The organism is Pseudomonas juntendi, assembly GCF_021560075.1.
Classification (GTDB): domain Bacteria; phylum Pseudomonadota; class Gammaproteobacteria; order Pseudomonadales; family Pseudomonadaceae; genus Aquipseudomonas; species Aquipseudomonas juntendi.
The window spans coordinates 4,399,076-4,415,960 of the sequence record NZ_CP091088.1; the positions used below are offsets into that span (position 1 = coordinate 4,399,076).

Consider the following 16,885-nt stretch of genomic DNA (forward strand, 5'->3'; position numbering starts at 1 on the left):
ACGCGCAAAGGAGCCGGCATGTTCCGACCCAAATTGTTGTTCACCAGCCTCGCCGCACTCGCCCTTGGCGCCTGCTCGCCGCAGGACCCGCAAGCAGTGACCTCCGCCGCCATCGCCAAACAGGTGATCCTGCCCACCTACAGCCGCTGGGTCGAAGCCGACCGTACCCTGGCCGCCAGCGCCTTGGCCTACTGCGAAGGCAAGGAAGACCTGGAAAAGGCCCGTGCCGACTTCCTCAACGCACAAAAAGCCTGGGCTGAACTGCAACCGCTGCTGGTGGGCCCTCTGGCCGAAGGCAACCGCGCCTGGCAGGTGCAGTTCTGGCCCGACAAGAAAAACCTGGTCGGCCGCCAGGTAGAGCAATTGGTCAACGGCGACAAGCCAGTCGATGTGGCCGCCCTGGGCAAGGCCAGCGTGGTGGTGCGTGGGCTGTCGGCCTATGAATACATTCTGTTCGACAGCAAGCCGGACATCGCCACAGCCGAACAGAAGGCCCGTTATTGCCCGCTGCTGGTCGCCATCAGCGAGCACCAGAAGCTGTTGGCCGAGGACATCCTCAAGAGCTGGAACAGCACCGACGGCATGCTCTCGCAGATGACCAAGTTCCCCAACCAGCGCTACGCCGATTCCCACGAGGCCATTGCCGACCTGCTGCGCTCCCAGGTGACCGCACTGGATACGCTGAAGAAAAAACTCGGCGCCCCCATGGGCCGCCAGAGCAAGGGCATCGCGCAGCCGCTGCAGGCCGAGGCCTGGCGCAGCCACAGCTCACTGAAAAGCCTGGAGGCCACCCTCAAGGCTGCCCAGACCGTGTGGGTTGGGGTCGACAACCAGGGTTTGCGCGGCCTGCTGCCCAGCGATCAGAAAGCGCTGGCAGACAAGATCGACGCCGCCTACGCTACCTCGCTCAAACTGCTGGCCGACAACCAGAAGACCCTTGGCGAGTTGCTGGCCGACGACGCCGGCCAACAAACCCTCAACCAGCTCTATGACAGCCTCAACGTGGTCCACCGCCTGCACGAAGGCGACCTGGCCAAGGCGTTGAACATACAGCTGGGCTTCAATGCCAACGACGGTGACTGATCATGCTGCGACGCCAGGCAATCAAACTCGGTAGCGTAATGCTCAGCGCCCTTACCCTGGGTGGCTGGAGCCTGTTCCGCAACAAAGGCAGCGAACCCTTGCTGCTCTCGGCGCGTGACGACGGCGACGGCAAGCACTATGCCGTGGGGTTCCGCCTGGACGGCACCCAGGTGTTCAGCACCCAGGTTGCCCAGCGTTGCCATGCCATCATCCATCATCCTGAACAGCCGATCGCCCTGTTCGTCGCTCGCCGCCCCGGTACCGAAAGCTACCTGGTCGACTTGCGCGACGGGCGCTTGCTGCAAACGGTGGTTTCGCAAGCGGACCGGCACTTCTACGGCCATGCGGTGGTGCACAAAAGCGGCGAATGGCTGTACGCCACCGAGAACGACACCCGTGACCCGGGGCGGGGCGTGCTAGGCGTCTACCGCTTCGAAGGTGCGCGCCTGGTACACACCGGCGAGCTCCCCACCCACGGCATTGGCCCGCACGAGGTGGCCTGGCTACCCGACGGCGAGACCCTGGTGGTGGCCAACGGCGGGATCCGCACCGAGGCCGAAAGCCGGGTCGAGATGAACCTCGATGCCATGGAGCCGAGCCTGGTGCTGATGCAGCGTGACGGCACCTTGTTGAGCAAGGAAACCCTCGCCCAGCAGATGAACAGCGTGCGCCACCTGGCAGTGGGCAGCGATGGCACCATTGCCGCCTGCCAGCAGTTCATGGGCGACGCCGATGAAACGGCCGAGTTGCTGGCCATCAAGCGCCCGAGCGAGCCGTTCAAGGCCTTTCCGGTGCCCGAGCAGCAACTGCAGGCCATGGCCCAGTACACCGCCAGTGTGGCTATCCACAGCGAGCTGCGGCTGGTGGCGCTGACCGCGCCACGGGCCAACCGCCTGTTCGTCTGGGACCTGGACAGCGGCGCTGTGCGGCTCGACGCCCCTATGCCCGACTGTGCCGGGGTCGGTGCCGTCAAGGACGGTTTTGTCGTGACCTCCGGGCAGGGCCGCTGCCGCTTCTACGATTGCACCAAGGCACAACTGGTCGGGCAACCGATGAGCCTGCCGTCCGGGTTCTGGGACAACCACCTGCATCTGGTCTGATTGATCCGTGACCTTCACCGGCCCAATCGCCGGCAAGCCGGCTCCCACATGGATTGCATCAGGGCTGGCAGATGTTCGTCAGAAGATATGCAGCGCCTGTGAGAGCGAGCGCCGCCCGCGCGGCGCATCGCGAGCTGCGCTCGCTCCTACGTTTGTTTCGGGCCAGTAACCCCTGTGCCAGGTGCGCGCGACCGCCTGGTTCATACGACGCGACATTGAGGCATGCGCCAAGGCGTTCGCGCGCAAATTCCACAGGCATAATTGGCTCGAAACAGCGTAGGAGCGAGCGCAGCTCGCGATGCGCCGCGCGGGCGGCGCTCGATCTCACAGGCGCTGAAGATACTGCGGCTACCCTTGCCAGCTGCTCGCCACAGCATCTATCAGCCCTGCGGCGATCCCTGTGGGAGCCGGCTTGCCGGCGATAGGGCCGGTGCAGACAATTTACTCCCCTTCAGACAAAAAACAGTCAATACTTCCCCCATCCACACGTGGGCAGGATCGCCCGTTGTCGTGCCAGAACGAATAACAACTGCATCCAAGGAACCGGACCTATGCTGCGCCGCCGCATGCTCATCATGTTGGCCGTGGTTCTGCTGATCGTGCTGGCCCTGGGGGGCTACAAGGCTTTCTCGATCTACCAGCAGATCCAGATGTTCACTGCCCCCAAGCCGCCTATCACCGTGGCGGCAGCCTTGGCCGAACAACGCCAGTGGCAACAGCGCCTGCCCGCGGTCGGCAGCCTCAAGGCGCTGCAGGGTGTCGAGCTGAGCCTGGAGGTAGAAGGCATCGTCAAGGCCCTGTATTTCGACTCTGGGCAAACGGTCAAGGCCGGGCAGCTGCTGCTGCGGCTCAACGATGACCAGGAAACCGCATTGCTAGGCACCGCCGTGGCCGACCTGGGCCTGGCCAAGGTCGACTTCGGCCGCGGGCGGCAACTGGTGGGTGACTCGGCGATCTCCCGTGGCGAATATGACCGCCTCAATGCCCAGTACCAGCGCAACCAGGCGGTGGTCGAGCAGCTCAAGGCTTCGAAGAACAAGAAAAGCATCAGCGCGCCCTTCAGTGGCACCCTGGGCATCCGCCAGGTGGATGTAGGCGATTATCTGGCGCCAGGCACCGTCATCGCGACCCTGCAGGACACCTCCGGCCTGTACGTAGACTTCAACGTGCCGGAACAGGCCTTGCCCCAGCTGAACCTCGGCCAGCAGGTGCTGGTGCAAGTGGCTGCCTACCCGGACCAGACCTTCCCCGCCCGCCTCAGCGCCATCAACCCCAAGGTCGATGAAACCACGCGAAACCTGCTGGTGCGCGCGACCCTGGCCAACCCCGACGGCAAATTGCTGCCGGGCATGTTCGCCAGCCTGCAGGTACTGCTGCCCGATCCGCAGTTGCAGGTGGTGGTGCCGGAAAGTGCCATTACCTACACCCTGTACGGCAACTCGGTATATGTCGCCACCGCGAAAAAGGACCAGCACGGCAAGCCGCAGCACGATGAACAGGGCCAACCCCAATGGGTCGCCGAACAGCGCACCGTGCAGACCGGCGAGCGCCGTGACGGCGTGGTGGTGGTCAGCAAAGGGTTGCAGGCCGGGGAACAGGTAGTCACTGCCGGGCAGCTGAAGCTGACCCCCGGCGCCGCAATCCGAATCGGCCAGGACCAGGCCGTCAAGCCCGCCCCGGGCGCCGCGACCAAGGACTGACTGGAGGCTGGCATGGCGTTCACCGACCCGTTCATCCGTCGCCCGGTGCTGGCCAGCGTGGTCAGCCTGCTGATCCTGTTGCTGGGTATCCAGGCCTGGCACACGCTGCAGATCCGCCAGTACCCGCGCATGGAAAACGCCCTGATCACCGTCACCACGGCCTACCCCGGGGCCAACGCCGAAACCATCCAGGGCTACATCACCCAGCCGCTGCAGCAAAGCCTGGCCAGCGCCGAAGGTATCGACTACATGACCTCGGTGAGCCGGCAGAATTTTTCCGTCATATCCATCTACGCGCGCATCGGTGCCGACAGCGACAGGCTGTTCACCGAACTGCTGGCCAAGGCCAACGAAGTGCGCAACAAGCTGCCGCAGAACGCCGAAGACCCGGTACTCAGCAAGGAAGCCGCCGATGCTTCGGCGCTGATGTACATCAGCTTCTACAGCGAACAGATGAGCAACCCGCAAATCACCGACTACCTGTCACGGGTGATCCAGCCCAAGCTGGCCACGCTACCCGGCATGGCCGAGGCAGAAATCCTCGGTAACCAGGTATTTGCCATGCGTCTGTGGCTGGACCCAGTGAAACTGGCCGGTTTCGGCCTGGCGGCCAGCGACGTGACCGACGCCGTGCGCCGCTACAACTTCCTGTCCGCTGCCGGCGAAGTCAAAGGCGAATACGTGGTCACCAGCATCAACGCCAGCACCGAGCTGAAGTCAGCCGAGGCGTTCGCCGCCCTGCCGGTCAAGACCAGTGGCGACAGCCGCGTACTGCTGGGTGACGTGGCGCGTGTGGAGATGGGGGCAGAGAACTACGACACCGTCAGCTCATTCGACGGCACGCCCTCGGTGTACATCGGCATCAAGGCCACGCCCGCCGCCAACCCGCTGGAGGTGATCAAGGAAGTGCGGCGGGTCATGCCCGACCTGGAAAGCCAGTTGCCCTCGGCGCTGAAGGTGTCTATCGCCTACGACGCCACGCTGTTCATCCAGGCCTCCATCGACGAAGTGATCAAGACCCTCGGCGAAGCGGTGCTGATCGTCATCCTAGTGGTGTTCCTGTTCCTTGGCGCCCTGCGCTCGGTGCTGATCCCTGTGGTGACCATTCCGCTGTCGATGATTGGCGTGTTGTTCTTCATGCAGATGATGGGCTACTCGCTGAACTTGCTCACACTGCTCGCCATGGTCCTGGCCATCGGGCTGGTGGTGGACGATGCGATCGTGGTGGTGGAAAACATTCACCGGCATATCGAAGAAGGCAAGTCGCCGTTCGATGCAGCCTTGGAAGGCGCGCGCGAGATCGCCATGCCGGTGGTGTCGATGACCATCACCCTGGCAGCGGTGTATGCGCCCATCGGCTTTCTCAGCGGGCTCACCGGGGCACTGTTCAAGGAGTTCGCCCTGACCCTGGCCGGCGCAGTGGTCATTTCCGGTATCGTCGCCCTGACCCTGTCACCGATGATGTGCGCCCTGCTGCTACGCCGCGAGCAGAATTCCAGCGGCCTGGCCCACTGGCTCGATCGGCAGTTCGCGCGCCTGAAGGTACGCTACCAGCGCCTGCTGCACGGCACGCTCGACAGCCGGCCGGTGGTACTGGTGTTTGCCGTGATCATCCTGTGCCTGATTCCGCTACTGCTGAAGTTCACCCAGAACGAACTGGCCCCCAACGAGGACCAGGGGGTGATCTTCATGATCAGCAGTTCCCCGCAGCCAGCCAACCTTGACTACCTCAACGCCTACACCAACCAGTTCACCCCTCTGTTCAAGACCTTCCCCGAATACTATTCGTCGTTCCAGATCAACGGTTTCAATGGTGTGCAGAGCGGCATCGGTGGCTTCCTGCTCAAGCCCTGGAACGAGCGCGAGCGTACGCAAATGGAGCTGCTGCCACTGGTACAGGCCAAGCTGGAAGAGGTCGCCGGCCTGCAGATCTTCGGCTTCAACCTGCCGTCGCTGCCCGGCACCGGCGAAGGCCTGCCGTTCCAGTTCGTGATCAACACCGCAGGCGACTACCCGGCACTGCTGGAGGTGGCCCAACGCATCAAGGCTCGGGCCCAGGCATCGGGCAAGTTCGCCTTCCTCGACATCGACCTGGCCTTTGACAAACCCGAGGTGGTGGTCGATATCGACCGGGCCAAGGCGGCGCAAATGGGGGTATCGATGGACGTTCTCGGCAGTACCCTGGCCACCTTGCTGGGTGAAGCCGAAATCAACCGTTTCACCCTCGAGGGGCGCAGCTACAAGGTCATTGCCCAAGCCGAGCGCGCATACCGCGACAACCCCGGCTGGCTGAACAACTACTATGTGAAGAACGACCAGGGCAAGCTGCTGCCGCTGGCGACCCTGGTCACCCTCACCGACCGCGCTCGCCCGCGGCAGCTCAACCAGTTCCAGCAGTTGAACTCGGCCATCATTCAAGGCGTACCGATGGTCAGCCTGGGCGAAGCGCTGAAGACCGTGCAGGACATCGCCCGCGAAGAGGCACCGGAAGGTTACGCCTTCGACTATGCCGGCGTGGCCCGCCAGTACGTGCAGGAAGGCAGCGCACTGTGGGTGACCTTTGGCCTGGCACTGGCGATCATCTTCCTGGTCCTGGCGGCCCAGTTCGAAAGTTTCCGGGATCCGCTGGTGATCCTGGTTACGGTACCGTTGTCGATCTGCGGGGCGCTGTTGCCACTGTTCCTGGGCCTGTCGAGCATGAACATCTACACCCAGGTCGGGCTGGTGACATTGATCGGGCTGATCAGCAAACACGGCATCCTGATCGTCGAGTTCGCCAACCAGTTACGTGATGAGCTTGGCCTGGGCGCGCGCGAGGCAATCGAAGAAGCGGCGGCGATTCGCCTGCGGCCGGTGCTGATGACCACGGCGGCAATGGTATTCGGCATAGTGCCGCTGATCCTCGCGACCGGGGCCGGGGCGGTAAGCCGCTTCGACATCGGTGCCGTGATCGCGACCGGCATGTCGATCGGCACGTTGTTCACCCTGTTCGTGCTGCCTTGTATCTACACCCTGCTGGCGCACAAGACGGTGGCCAAGGAACCTGCTGCCGCCTGAAACCCGCCCACCGAGGGCCACCTGCAGAAACGCCAGAGGCCTCGCGCTTGCGAGGCCTCTGGCATGTACAGCTCCACCGGTTTCAACCAAATGGCCGCAACCCTTGGCGCAGGCCGAACAGCAACAGCAACAGATCCTGATCCGGCTCTACCCTGGCCTTCTGCTGCGGTTTCACGTCCCGCGGCAGTGCGCACTGGGCGGCCATCTCAGCCTTGCTGAATACCGTCGGCCTCGGCTCTTCCCAGGCAGCCACCGCTACAGTGGTCACCGCCAGGCCCGCTACCAGGAACAAAGCTCGAGCTATTTCTAGTTTCATTACCCTAACCCTTTGACAGCGCTGCCAAACGCCACCTTGTAAAAGTAGAGTAGCGTCTGCCATTCCGCCTCGTTGAGCGACGAATGGCGGCGCAATTGGCGCAGGTCGTTACCCGCCGCGCGCTGGCAACTGAAACGTCGCCGACACTTCTCGAGGTCGAGCAGCGCCACTTCGACACGGGCTTGCTCGCCCTCGCCCAGCACCTTGACGAACACATGCTTGCCGTACAGGCAGCCGTGCTGCCAATGGCCCAGGTGCATGCGCGCCAGGTTTTCGGCAAGGTCCTTGAGCATGCGCTCGTGGACCACCTGTGGATAACGGTCTCGGGCACCTTGGGCATGCCAGGTGTCCAGCTCCACAAACCCGTCCAGTGCTTCGCTGACCAGCAGCGCCCGCCACTGGTGGTCGGCATCGCGCTGGGCACCACAGAACACCAGGCGCGGTACACGCACCCCGAGTTGCTCGAAGCTGTTCAGCGCATCGAGTTCACGCAGCACGGTTGGCCGGCCGAAGGGGTGCAACAGGCTGCGATAAATATGCCCGACCTGACGCTTTGCATACAGCAGTTTGCCGTTGGCATCGTTGAGCCGTTGCACACCACTTTCGCCACCCCGGCGCTGGTTAGGCTCCTCTACCCACTCGCCTTGCTGGCGCCAGTAAAAATCGAAGCGCGACTCCCCATTCTGGGCTACAGCCATCAAACACTACCCCTTACGCAATACATAAACCCGCCACATGGCATAGAACGGCAGGAAGTCGAGGCGTTCCTGGATCCTGAAACCGGCGGCGCGGAATTCTTCTTCGACCGTGTCGGCCGGTAACACAAACCGGTTCTGGTAATGGTTCTGCTCGGCTTTGGTGCTGCGGCGCTGTTCCAGTTTCCTGCGCCGCCAAGCCTTGAAGTTGCCGTCCACCCACAGTGACAAGATCACACTATCACGGCTAACTCGTTGAAATTCAGAAAGAATTTTCTTTCTGTGGGCTGCCTCGCCAATATGGTGAAACAGCCGCATGCAAAAAATGCTGTCGACGGAGTTGTCTGGCAAGTCGATGTCGAATGCCGATGTCTGCAAAGGCCGTACCCGCGCGACCACTTCTGGCGGTTGCGCAGCACAGGCGGTGTCGATCATCGCCTGGGAATTATCGGCACCGATGATGACCCGGTTGTTCTTTTCTGCCAGCAGCGGCCAGAAACGACCAGCGCCGCAGGGCAAGTCTAGGACCAGGCCAGGCTCACCCGCCAGCGCCAGTGCGCGGCGGGCCAGCTGCTCATCTCGCTTGTGAGACAGCCGGCGGGCCAAGCCATCCTGGTGCTTGAGAAAATACTCTCGGGCATGGTCTTTGTCGTACTTCTCGGAAAATTCAAGCTTGATAGGGCTACGCATTGAGCATCTCCTGATTCCATTGCGCTCACATTAGGTAAATGCGCGTAGGAATCAGGTCATGCTGATGTGAAAAAAGTGTTGGCCACGGTAACACGTGTAACAACACATTACCCAGCCACGACGTCCGGCTCTTCTTTCACCCGCGTATTGCTCAAGTCGACATGGAAACGGCAGCCATGGGGTACAGAAGAGGTCAAGGTCACCCGCCAGCCCTGGTCGTCGCAGATGCGCTGCACCAGCGACAAGCCCAGCCCAAGGCCCTCGCCGCGCCGCTCGTCACCGCGCACGAACGGCTTGAACATGGCTTCGCGCTGTTCTTCTGGTATGCCCACGCCACTGTCTTCCACGCTGAAGCCATGGCTTTCCAGGCTCAGGCGGATGTAGCCGGCATCGGTGTAGTGCGCCGCATTGCGCAGCAGGTTGCCCATCACCGACTGCAGGAAGGTCGCGTTGTACAGCACTGCGCTGGCACTGGCCTGGCCATCGAAATACAGGGTCAGGCCCTTCTGTTCGATGGTGTCGCGCCACACCCCGATCAGCTCGTTGGCCACTTCGCGCAGGGTCGCCCGGGAGGCTACTGCGCCTTCATCACGTTGCGCCCTGGCCAGCATCAGGAAGGTCTTGACCAGCTCGCGCATCTCTTCGGTTGCCCGCGCCACGCGCTCCACCTGGCTGCGCGCGCGGGTGTCGAGGTTGGGGTTTTCCTGCAGCAGCTCGCAGGACGTGGCCAGCACCATCAATGGGGTGCGCAACTCATGGCTGACGTCACTGGTGAACAGCCGTTCACGGGTCAGCGCATCGCGCAGGCGGCCCAGCGTGTCATCGAACGCCACCGCCAGCTGGCCAACTTCATCCGCCGCATAGTCCGGCGCCAACGGCGGCGCCAGGCCCAGCAGCTGGTCACGGTGGCGAACTTGCCGCGCCAGGCGGATCACCGGTGCCATCACCCGCCGCGCCACCAGCCAGCCCAGGATCACCGCCAGCACCAGGCTGAGCACGAAGCCCACCAGCACCACCGCGAACAGCACACGCTCGCGCTCCTCGAAGTCGCTTTGGTCCTGCAGCAATACATAGCGGCGGCCATCGACGATCTCGACCATCGCGTGGTAGGAAAGCTGGTCGCGGAATACTTCGTGGAAGCCACGGTCCAGATGGCGCAGGTCTTTGGGCAGCTCAAAGTCGTCCCGCCCGCCGCTGAAGTAGAACAACTGGTCGGGGCGCGGGCGGTGGCTCCAGTCGCTGACGCTGTCCATGCGCAGCAGGCGCTGCAAGTCACCGCCCAGTACCGATGAAATCAGCCGCTCTTCGACCAGGTGCACGGTGCCGACGATACCGAAGGCGAAGGCCCCGGCCACCAGCGCGCTCATCAGGGCAAAGGCGATGATGATGCGCTGGGCAAGGCTTTGCTTAAACTCCATCACGACCCTCGGCGAGGCGATAGCCGACGCCATGGACGGTATGCAGCAGCGGTTTTTCGAACGGTTTGTCGATCACCTGGCGCAGTTGGTGCACATGGCTGCGCAGGCTGTCACTGTCGGGGCAGTCGTCCCCCCACAGGGCTTCTTCCAGCACTTCGCGGCGCAGTACATGAGGGCTCTTCTGCATCAACACGGCCAACAGCTTGAGGCCGACCGGGTTGAGCTTGAGCATGCGGCCCTGGCGGGTGACCTCCAGGGTGTCGAGGTCATAGCTCAGATCAGCCACCTGCAGGCTGCGCCGCCCGCCGCCCTGGGCCCGGCGCAACACGGCTTCGATGCGTGCCGCCAGCTCGGACAGGGCGAAAGGCTTGAGCAGGTAGTCGTCGGCCCCGGAACGGAAGCCTTGCAGGCGGTCGTCCAACTGGTCGCGAGCGGTAAGCATGATCACCGGCGTGTCGCGGCGGGCGTCTTCGCGCAGGCGCTTGCACAGCGTGTAGCCATCGATACCGGGCAACATGATGTCGAGCACGATCAGGTCATAGTGCTCGGTGGCAGCCAGGTGCAGCCCGGACAGGCCATCCTGGGCGCAGTCGACGGTATAGCCCTTCATGCCCAGGTAATCGGCCAGGTTGGCCAGGATATCGCGGTTGTCTTCAACCAAAAGAATGCGCATCGGTTTCTCCTGTGCGGCGCTTCTCGCTGTGGTGCGCGGCAGGCGCAGCTTACGGCCTATGCCTGCAGGGTGCCAGCCCCCGGAAAAATTCACCGCACTTGACGGTTTTTTCACTGATCCTTCACGGACACAGGATAGCGGGCCGACGACAATGGCCGATCTTTTTTCCGCCCTGGAGCCGCCATGCAGCAAGCAACCCGCCCTCGCCCGATCAATTACTGGCTGTACCTGGGTATTCCGTTGGCGACCGCGTTGGCCCTGATTCTGCTGGAGCTGACGTCGATCGACATGGATCTCGCCAAGCTGTTCTTCGACCCTGTAGCCGGGCAGTTCATTGGCCGCCACAGTTATTGGCTGGAAAACATCCTGCATGACCGGGTCAAACAGGGGGTCATCCTGCTGGGGCTGATAGCGCTGCTGACCTTCGCCGCCAGCTTTTTCGTAAAGCGCCTATTTGGCTGGCGCCGCGAGCTGGGCTGCCTGGTGTTGGCGCTGGGTTTGTCCACCGCGTTTGTCACGCCCCTGAAGAAGGTGACGCAGGTGCAGTGCCCCTGGAGCCTCACCCAGTTTGGCGGTACCGAAACCTACAGCAAGCTGCTGCAACCACGGCCGGCCACCGACAAGCCCGGGCTGTGCTGGCCGGGCGGGCATGCCGCGACCGGGTTCTGCCTGTTCGGCCTGTTCTTCATGTTGCGTGACCGCAAGCCGCGCCTGGCGCGGGCGGCATTCGTGGTGGCCTTGCTGGCAGGTTCGCTGCTTGGCGTTGGGCGCATGCTGCAAGGGGCGCACTTCCTGTCGCACAACGTGTGGACGGCGGTGTTCTGCTGGTTGATCGGGTTGGGGTCGTATTATCTGGTGCTGTATCGCCGGGGCATGGCAGAAGTGCCCGCGGTCAAAAACAGCGTTGCCTGAAGCCGGGGCCGCTTAGCGGCCCAATGGCGCCCACAGGAGAATAAAAAAAGCCCCGGTTCTCGCGAACCGGGGCTTTCTCATGGTGCAGGGGGTAAGGCTGGCTTACATCATGCCGCCCATGCCACCCATGCCGCCCATGTCAGGCATGCCAGCAGCTGGCTTGTCTTCTGGCAGGTCGGCAACCATGGCTTCGGTGGTGATCATCAGACCGCCGATCGAAGCAGCAGCTTGCAGCGCCGAACGGGTGACCTTGGCTGGGTCCAGGATACCCATCTCGATCATATCGCCGTACTCGCCGGAGGCAGCGTTGTAACCGAAGTTACCCGAACCTTGCTTGACCTTGTCAGCGACAACGCTTGGCTCGTCGCCGGCGTTGGCAGTGATCTGGCGCAGCGGCGCTTCGACAGCGCGGCGCAGCAGGGCGATACCGACGTTCTGGTCTTCGTTGTCGCCTTTGAGGTCGATAATGGCTGCCAGGGCGCGAACCAGGGCAACACCACCGCCAGGCACCACGCCTTCCTCAACGGCTGCACGGGTAGCGTGCAGGGCGTCTTCAACGCGGGCTTTCTTCTCTTTCATTTCAACTTCGGTACCAGCACCGACCTTGATCACGGCAACACCGCCGGCCAGCTTGGCCAGACGCTCTTGCAGCTTCTCACGGTCGTAGTCCGAAGAGGTTTCTTCGATCTGGGCACGGATCTGCTTGACGCGTGCTTCGATCTCGGTGTCAGCGCCAGCACCATCGATGATGGTGGTGTTTTCCTTGGACAGGATCACGCGCTTGGCGTTACCCAGGTGCTCCAGGGTAGCGGTTTCCAGCGACAGGCCGATTTCCTCGGAGATGACCTGGCCACCGGTCAGAACGGCGATGTCCTGCAGCATGGCCTTGCGGCGGTCGCCGAAGCCAGGTGCCTTGACCGCAGCAACCTTGACGATGCCGCGCATGTTGTTGACTACCAGGGTAGCCAGCGCTTCGCCTTCGACGTCTTCGGCAACGATCAGCAGTGGGCGGCCGGCCTTGGCAACGGCTTCCAGCACTGGCAGCAGCTCGCGGATGTTGGAGATTTTCTTGTCAACCAGCAGCAGCAGCGGGCTTTCCAGCTCGGCAACCATGGTGTCTGGCTTGTTGACGAAGTAAGGCGACAGGTAGCCGCGGTCGAACTGCATGCCTTCTACGACGGACAGTTCGTTTTCCAGGCCCGAGCCTTCTTCAACGGTGATCACGCCTTCTTTACCGACTTTTTCCATGGCTTCGGCGATGATTTCACCGATGGAGCTGTCGGAGTTGGCGGAGATGGTACCGACCTGAGCGATGGCCTTGGAATCGGCGCATGGCTTGGACAGGCTCTTCAGCTCGGCGACAACGGCAGCAGTGGCCTTGTCGATACCGCGCTTCAGGTCCATCGGGTTCATGCCGGCAGCGACGGCTTTCAGGCCTTCGTTGACGATGGCCTGGGCCAGTACGGTAGCGGTGGTGGTGCCGTCACCGGCGGCGTCGTTGGCTTTGGAAGCGACTTCCTTGACCAGCTGGGCGCCCATGTTCTCGAAGGCGTCTTTCAGCTCGATTTCTTTGGCGACGGAAACGCCGTCCTTGGTGATGGTTGGCGCGCCGAAGCTCTTGGCCAGAACCACGTTACGACCTTTCGGGCCGAGGGTAGCTTTTACCGCGTCAGCCAGAACGTTGACACCAACCAGCATTTTTTTACGAGCGGAGTCGCCGAATTTTACGTCTTTAGCAGCCATGATCGTTTAATCCTTGGAAATTCTTTGGAGTAACGGGAAGTCGGGGAAATCAGCCTTCGATAACGGCGAGGATTTCATTCTCGGCCATGACCAGCAGGTCTTCGCCATCGACTTTCACGGTGTTGCTGCCCGAGTAAGGGCCGAAAACCACTTTGTCACCGACCTTGACGGCCAGTGCACGGACTTCGCCGTTTTCCAGAACGCGACCGGTGCCAACAGCAACGACTTCGCCGCGGTTAGGTTTTTCAGCGGCCGAACCCGGCAGGACGATACCGCCAGCGGTTTTCGATTCTTCTTCGCTGCGACGGATGACTACGCGGTCATGCAGAGGACGAAGCTTCATTGTCGATCTCTCCCAAATTGTGGTTTTCATCGGCCGGTATCGAAACCGGCGGGTTGAGGCTGTCCGGCGTTGCCGGAAGGTAGCCCGCCAAGGGCAAGCCACCTGAGTAATGTCTGGCGTTAATGCCAGAAACCTTGCGGTGACCACATACATGAGGCCGCCATATCCAATTACAAGGCTTGCCCTACAAAATTTTTCAGCTCCCGGAAAAAACGCGGGGCCGCATGTGCGGCCCCGTAGTGGAAAGCGGTGGTTACTTGTCGCGGCGCTCGTACTCGCCCTCGATCACGTTCGGCCGGTGGCCGCCATCGCGCGGCTGGGCCTGGAACGGGTCGTCCTGGAACGCGCGCTGGCGCATGGCCTGGGCCTCGGCGCGTTCGCGCAGCTTGCGCGCGGCCAGATGGCGGGTGAACGGCAGCAGGCACAGCAGGCCCAGCACGTCGCTGATAAAGCCCGGCAGCAGCAGCAAACCACCGCCCACCGCCAGCATCATGCCCTGGAACATGTCCTCGGCGGGCAGCTCACCGCGCTGCAGGCTTTCCCGGGCGCGCAGGGCGGTGGCCAGGCCAGCCACGCGCATGACCAGCACACCCAAGGCGGAACCGGCAATGATCAGCAACAGCGCCGGGAAGAAACCGATGGCCGCGCTGACCTTGACGAATACGAACAGCTCCAGCACTGGAAACAGCAGAAGCAACAGTAGAAAAGCACGCATCAAAGCATTCCTCGTCGGAAGAGAACCTTCCTTTAAGACCATCAAGTGGATGCAAGTGCACGCTTTTTCAACCCTCGCCCCCTGCCGGCATGGGCCACTGGTCGGCCCGCGCCAGCAAAACCAGGGCTTCGCGGACTTGTGTCGGCGTATTGCAAATATGCGGGAAGGGTAACCAGTACACCCCCTGGCCGATGCGCAGGTGCATACCTTCGCTGTCCACCCCGGCCAGTTGCGCTGTGGCATCGTTCGGCAGGCCGGTCAGTTGCACATAGTGGGCTATGGCATTGGCGTGGTCGCTGTTCATGTGTTCGACCATGCTGGCCTCGGCCGTGCCGGCGAACGGGTTGGCCAGGGTGACCTGGTCGAGCCAGTGGATCGCGCCGAAGCCGCCGATGTAACGGTGGCGTACCGGCTGCAGCACCCAGAAGTCGAAATCGTGAGCCTTATGGTAGCCGGCAGCGTCCGGGAAGTAGCGGTAGTAACGCTCGGCGGCAGCCTCGATGGCGTCTGCCTCGACCAGCTTGTGCGCTTCGGCCATTACCGTAAGGCGCCCCACCGCCTGCACATCCTCAGCTTCGCGCTCACCTACCAGCAGCGAGCACTTGGGATCTTTTTGCAGGTTGTGGGTATGCTGGGCAATGCGGCTGATGAGGATCAGCGGGTTGCCGTGAGCGTCCAGGCAGTACGGCACCACCGAGCCGAACGGGTAGCCGGGCATCGACTTGGAATGCGTCGAGAGCACGCCGCGGTATTCCTTGAGCAGCAGTTCCCGGGCTGGGCGAATGGCGTTGGTACTCACTGGGTGCGGCTCCTGGTGGCAAACGGGATGGGTGACAAGATAAGCATTATCACACCGGGTGCCAATGGGGCCGCGGTGCGGCCCGGCGGTTTACCAGGTCACGCCAAAGCCCGCGGTATAGCGCGTCTTCTCCAGATCACTTTCACTCGTGCCGCTGATGATGTCGCGCTCCGCCTTGAGGTTGAGCGAAGCCCATTCGGTAACCTTGTAGCGCAGCCCCACCTCGGCATCCAGCGAATAGTCGGCCACCCCACCCAGCGGTTTGGCGAGCTCGCCGTTGGTGAACAGCTGCACGTTCTTGCCGATCAGGTAACGGGTGTAGTCCCACTTCACGGCAGCGGAATAGAAGTTGTCTTTGCTGCCGTCCTGGTACTCGAAGTCGGTGCGGTTGATCAGCGACCCCAGCGAGAATGCGCCAAGTTCATTGTCCCAGAACTGGTAACCCGGGCCGGTACCGACGGTGCGCTGGCGGGCAAGGTCTTCGATGCGGTCACGCTTGTATTCCGCCCGCCCCTGCCAGAACCACTTCTCGGTAATGAAGCGGTCCAGCGCGTATTCGGCACTCCAGTTGTCGGTGGTGGTGACGTCGTCCTTGGTTTCGCGGTTGTACTCGCCTTCGGCGTTGTGCCGCCAGCGGCCGTGGCGGGCCGTGGTCTTGAAGCTGACATCGTAGTCGTCGGTATCGTTTTCGGCGCGCTTGTAGTCCAGCGCCACATCCACGTTGCCTTTCCACACGAAGTCTTCGACCAGGGGCTTGGGCTTAATGATTTGCTCGATGCTGGCCAGCTCCACGGTCTTGGGTGCCTCGCCGTTGGCCAAGGTCACCTTGCCCGGTTCAGCGGCCTTCAGCGACTTGGCCTTCTCGCCCGTGTAGGCATCCTGCTTGACCAGCAGTTCCTGGTCGCTTTCCAGGGTCTGCACCTGTTTCCAGTCCAGGGCAATGGAGCCGCCGTAGGGCGTTTCCAGCAGCAGCTTGCCGCCATCGAAAACTTTGATCTTGCCACTGAGCCGGTCACCGTTCTTCATCCACACGGTATCGGCCAACGCCGGTGAGGCGCACAGGGAAGCAGCGAGCAGGCACAACAGGGATCTAGAATGCATAGATGTAATACGGTTCGATTCGAAGAAAAAAGCCGGGCATTATCCAGCTACCGCCGACCAGAGCAAGCACAGACCGGCAGCCTGGCATTGAGTTCAATACGCATTTACCTGACCATTTGTCCGGTTTCATCCACAGCCCAAGGGGGGCGCCATGTCTGGGGGACCTGAGCACATGCCGGAATCGGCCGAAGGTCGACGAACGGCATTGTATTCGGTGCTTGGCCAAGTACCGGCGGGCAAAGTCGTGAGCTATGGCCAGCTCGCAGCGCTGGCCGGGCTTGGCCGCGCAGCCCGCTGGGTAGGGCGCACCCTCGGGCAACTGCCTGCGCAAACCCGCCTGCCATGGCACCGGGTGCTGGGCGCAGGGGGCCGCCTGAGCCTGGCGCTGGGCACACCGGCCGGGGATGAACAACGGGCGCGGCTGCGTGCAGAAGGCGTGAATGTGACCAACAATCGTGTGGATATGACGCGCCATGGCTGGCGCCCGACAGATCACAGCGGTTAGAGTGCGCGCTTTGTTTTCGAAAACTTGAGGCAGAT

General features: G+C 62.4%; 16 protein-coding genes. 6 read left to right on the top strand and 10 right to left on the bottom strand.

Features of this window, described 5'->3' with window-relative positions:
• Positions 1–18: 18 nt before the first annotated feature.
• The 4 genes from L1P09_RS20440 to L1P09_RS20455 all read left to right on the top strand — a co-directional run bounded on the left by L1P09_RS20440 (position 19) and on the right by L1P09_RS20455 (position 6,940).
• Positions 19–1,083, top strand: a complete 1,065-nt coding sequence (locus L1P09_RS20440) for an imelysin family protein (protein WP_009686819.1) — start codon at positions 19–21, stop codon at positions 1,081–1,083.
• Positions 1,084–1,085: 2 nt separating this feature from the next.
• The gene (locus L1P09_RS20445) at positions 1,086–2,183 is read left to right on the top strand and encodes a DUF1513 domain-containing protein (protein ID WP_235768045.1); all 1,098 of its coding nucleotides are present in this window, start codon (positions 1,086–1,088) and stop codon (positions 2,181–2,183) included.
• Positions 2,184–2,734: 551 nt separating this feature from the next.
• Positions 2,735–3,883 (top strand): efflux RND transporter periplasmic adaptor subunit, encoded by a 1,149-nt coding sequence (locus tag L1P09_RS20450; RefSeq protein WP_054905808.1) that lies wholly within the window; start codon positions 2,735–2,737, stop codon positions 3,881–3,883.
• Between the two features lie 12 nt (positions 3,884–3,895).
• Positions 3,896–6,940, top strand: a complete 3,045-nt coding sequence (locus L1P09_RS20455) for a multidrug efflux RND transporter permease subunit (protein WP_235768046.1) — start codon at positions 3,896–3,898, stop codon at positions 6,938–6,940.
• 82 nt (positions 6,941–7,022) lie between these two features.
• Here L1P09_RS20455 and L1P09_RS20460 read toward each other — a convergent pair whose 3' ends face one another.
• The 5 genes from L1P09_RS20460 to colR all read right to left on the bottom strand — a co-directional run bounded on the left by L1P09_RS20460 (position 7,023) and on the right by colR (position 10,732).
• Positions 7,023–7,256 carry a hypothetical protein gene (locus L1P09_RS20460; protein WP_029887498.1) on the bottom strand — a complete coding sequence of 78 codons (234 nt, stop codon included), beginning with the start codon at positions 7,254–7,256 and terminating at the stop codon, positions 7,023–7,025.
• Positions 7,256–7,954 carry a lipopolysaccharide kinase InaA family protein gene (locus tag L1P09_RS20465; protein WP_009684388.1) on the bottom strand — a complete coding sequence of 233 codons (699 nt, stop codon included), beginning with the start codon at positions 7,952–7,954 and terminating at the stop codon, positions 7,256–7,258. Before L1P09_RS20465 ends, L1P09_RS20460 begins: the two co-directional genes overlap by 1 nt.
• Before the next feature lie 6 nt (positions 7,955–7,960).
• Positions 7,961–8,641, bottom strand: a complete 681-nt coding sequence (locus L1P09_RS20470) for a class I SAM-dependent methyltransferase (RefSeq protein WP_009684389.1) — start codon at positions 8,639–8,641, stop codon at positions 7,961–7,963.
• A 107-nt stretch (positions 8,642–8,748) separates the two neighbouring features.
• Positions 8,749–10,059: a sensor histidine kinase gene (locus L1P09_RS20475; protein WP_054905810.1), complete on the bottom strand. Its 1,311-nt coding sequence runs from the start codon at positions 10,057–10,059 to the stop codon at positions 8,749–8,751.
• Positions 10,049–10,732: a two-component system response regulator ColR gene (gene colR / locus L1P09_RS20480; protein ID WP_009684391.1), complete on the bottom strand. Its 684-nt coding sequence runs from the start codon at positions 10,730–10,732 to the stop codon at positions 10,049–10,051. The genes L1P09_RS20475 and colR overlap by 11 nt, the downstream gene beginning before the upstream one ends.
• 183 nt (positions 10,733–10,915) lie before the next feature.
• Between colR and L1P09_RS20485 the strand changes: the two genes are divergently transcribed.
• Entirely contained in the window at positions 10,916–11,644 is a 729-nt protein-coding gene (locus tag L1P09_RS20485; protein WP_232892373.1) for a phosphatase PAP2 family protein, read from the top strand.
• 102 nt (positions 11,645–11,746) lie between these two features.
• On the opposite strand, the gene groL is transcribed toward L1P09_RS20485, so the two are convergent.
• The 5 genes from groL to L1P09_RS20510 form a co-directional block, all read right to left on the bottom strand.
• Positions 11,747–13,387 carry a chaperonin GroEL gene (gene groL / locus L1P09_RS20490; protein WP_054905812.1) on the bottom strand — a complete coding sequence of 547 codons (1,641 nt, stop codon included), beginning with the start codon at positions 13,385–13,387 and terminating at the stop codon, positions 11,747–11,749.
• 49 nt (positions 13,388–13,436) lie between these two features.
• Positions 13,437–13,730: a co-chaperone GroES gene (locus L1P09_RS20495; RefSeq protein WP_009684394.1), complete on the bottom strand. Its 294-nt coding sequence runs from the start codon at positions 13,728–13,730 to the stop codon at positions 13,437–13,439.
• 253 nt (positions 13,731–13,983) lie between these two features.
• On the bottom strand, positions 13,984–14,445 hold the full coding sequence (locus L1P09_RS20500; RefSeq protein ID WP_009684395.1) for an FxsA family protein: 462 nt from the start codon (positions 14,443–14,445) through the stop codon (positions 13,984–13,986).
• Between the two features lie 67 nt (positions 14,446–14,512).
• A complete protein-coding gene (locus tag L1P09_RS20505; protein WP_235768047.1) occupies positions 14,513–15,244 on the bottom strand; it encodes a HugZ family pyridoxamine 5'-phosphate oxidase in 732 nt (243 codons plus the stop codon).
• A gap of 90 nt (positions 15,245–15,334) precedes the next feature.
• Positions 15,335–16,345 (bottom strand): DUF481 domain-containing protein, encoded by a 1,011-nt coding sequence (locus tag L1P09_RS20510; protein ID WP_054905813.1) that lies wholly within the window; start codon positions 16,343–16,345, stop codon positions 15,335–15,337.
• 151 nt (positions 16,346–16,496) lie between these two features.
• On the opposite strand from L1P09_RS20510, the gene L1P09_RS20515 reads away from it, so the two are divergent.
• The gene (locus tag L1P09_RS20515; protein ID WP_029887494.1) at positions 16,497–16,850 is read left to right on the top strand and encodes an MGMT family protein; all 354 of its coding nucleotides are present in this window, start codon (positions 16,497–16,499) and stop codon (positions 16,848–16,850) included.
• Positions 16,851–16,885 lie beyond the last annotated feature (35 nt).

Coding starts and splice junctions, on each gene's coding strand:
- L1P09_RS20460 (WP_029887498.1), bottom strand. CDS start 7,256: ATGAAACTAGAAATAGCTCGAGCTTTGTTCCTGGTAGCGGGCCTGGCG.
- groL (WP_054905812.1), bottom strand. CDS start 13,387: ATGGCTGCTAAAGACGTAAAATTCGGCGACTCCGCTCGTAAAAAAATG.
- L1P09_RS20450 (WP_054905808.1), top strand. CDS start 2,735: ATGCTGCGCCGCCGCATGCTCATCATGTTGGCCGTGGTTCTGCTGATC.
- L1P09_RS20515 (WP_029887494.1), top strand. CDS start 16,497: ATGTCTGGGGGACCTGAGCACATGCCGGAATCGGCCGAAGGTCGACGA.
- L1P09_RS20475 (WP_054905810.1), bottom strand. CDS start 10,059: ATGGAGTTTAAGCAAAGCCTTGCCCAGCGCATCATCATCGCCTTTGCC.
- L1P09_RS20485 (WP_232892373.1), top strand. CDS start 10,916: ATGCAGCAAGCAACCCGCCCTCGCCCGATCAATTACTGGCTGTACCTG.
- L1P09_RS20455 (WP_235768046.1), top strand. CDS start 3,896: ATGGCGTTCACCGACCCGTTCATCCGTCGCCCGGTGCTGGCCAGCGTG.
- L1P09_RS20510 (WP_054905813.1), bottom strand. CDS start 16,345: ATGCATTCTAGATCCCTGTTGTGCCTGCTCGCTGCTTCCCTGTGCGCC.
- L1P09_RS20445 (WP_235768045.1), top strand. CDS start 1,086: ATGCTGCGACGCCAGGCAATCAAACTCGGTAGCGTAATGCTCAGCGCC.
- colR (WP_009684391.1), bottom strand. CDS start 10,732: ATGCGCATTCTTTTGGTTGAAGACAACCGCGATATCCTGGCCAACCTG.
- L1P09_RS20500 (WP_009684395.1), bottom strand. CDS start 14,445: ATGCGTGCTTTTCTACTGTTGCTTCTGCTGTTTCCAGTGCTGGAGCTG.
- L1P09_RS20470 (WP_009684389.1), bottom strand. CDS start 8,641: ATGCGTAGCCCTATCAAGCTTGAATTTTCCGAGAAGTACGACAAAGAC.
- L1P09_RS20495 (WP_009684394.1), bottom strand. CDS start 13,730: ATGAAGCTTCGTCCTCTGCATGACCGCGTAGTCATCCGTCGCAGCGAA.
- L1P09_RS20465 (WP_009684388.1), bottom strand. CDS start 7,954: ATGGCTGTAGCCCAGAATGGGGAGTCGCGCTTCGATTTTTACTGGCGC.
- L1P09_RS20440 (WP_009686819.1), top strand. CDS start 19: ATGTTCCGACCCAAATTGTTGTTCACCAGCCTCGCCGCACTCGCCCTT.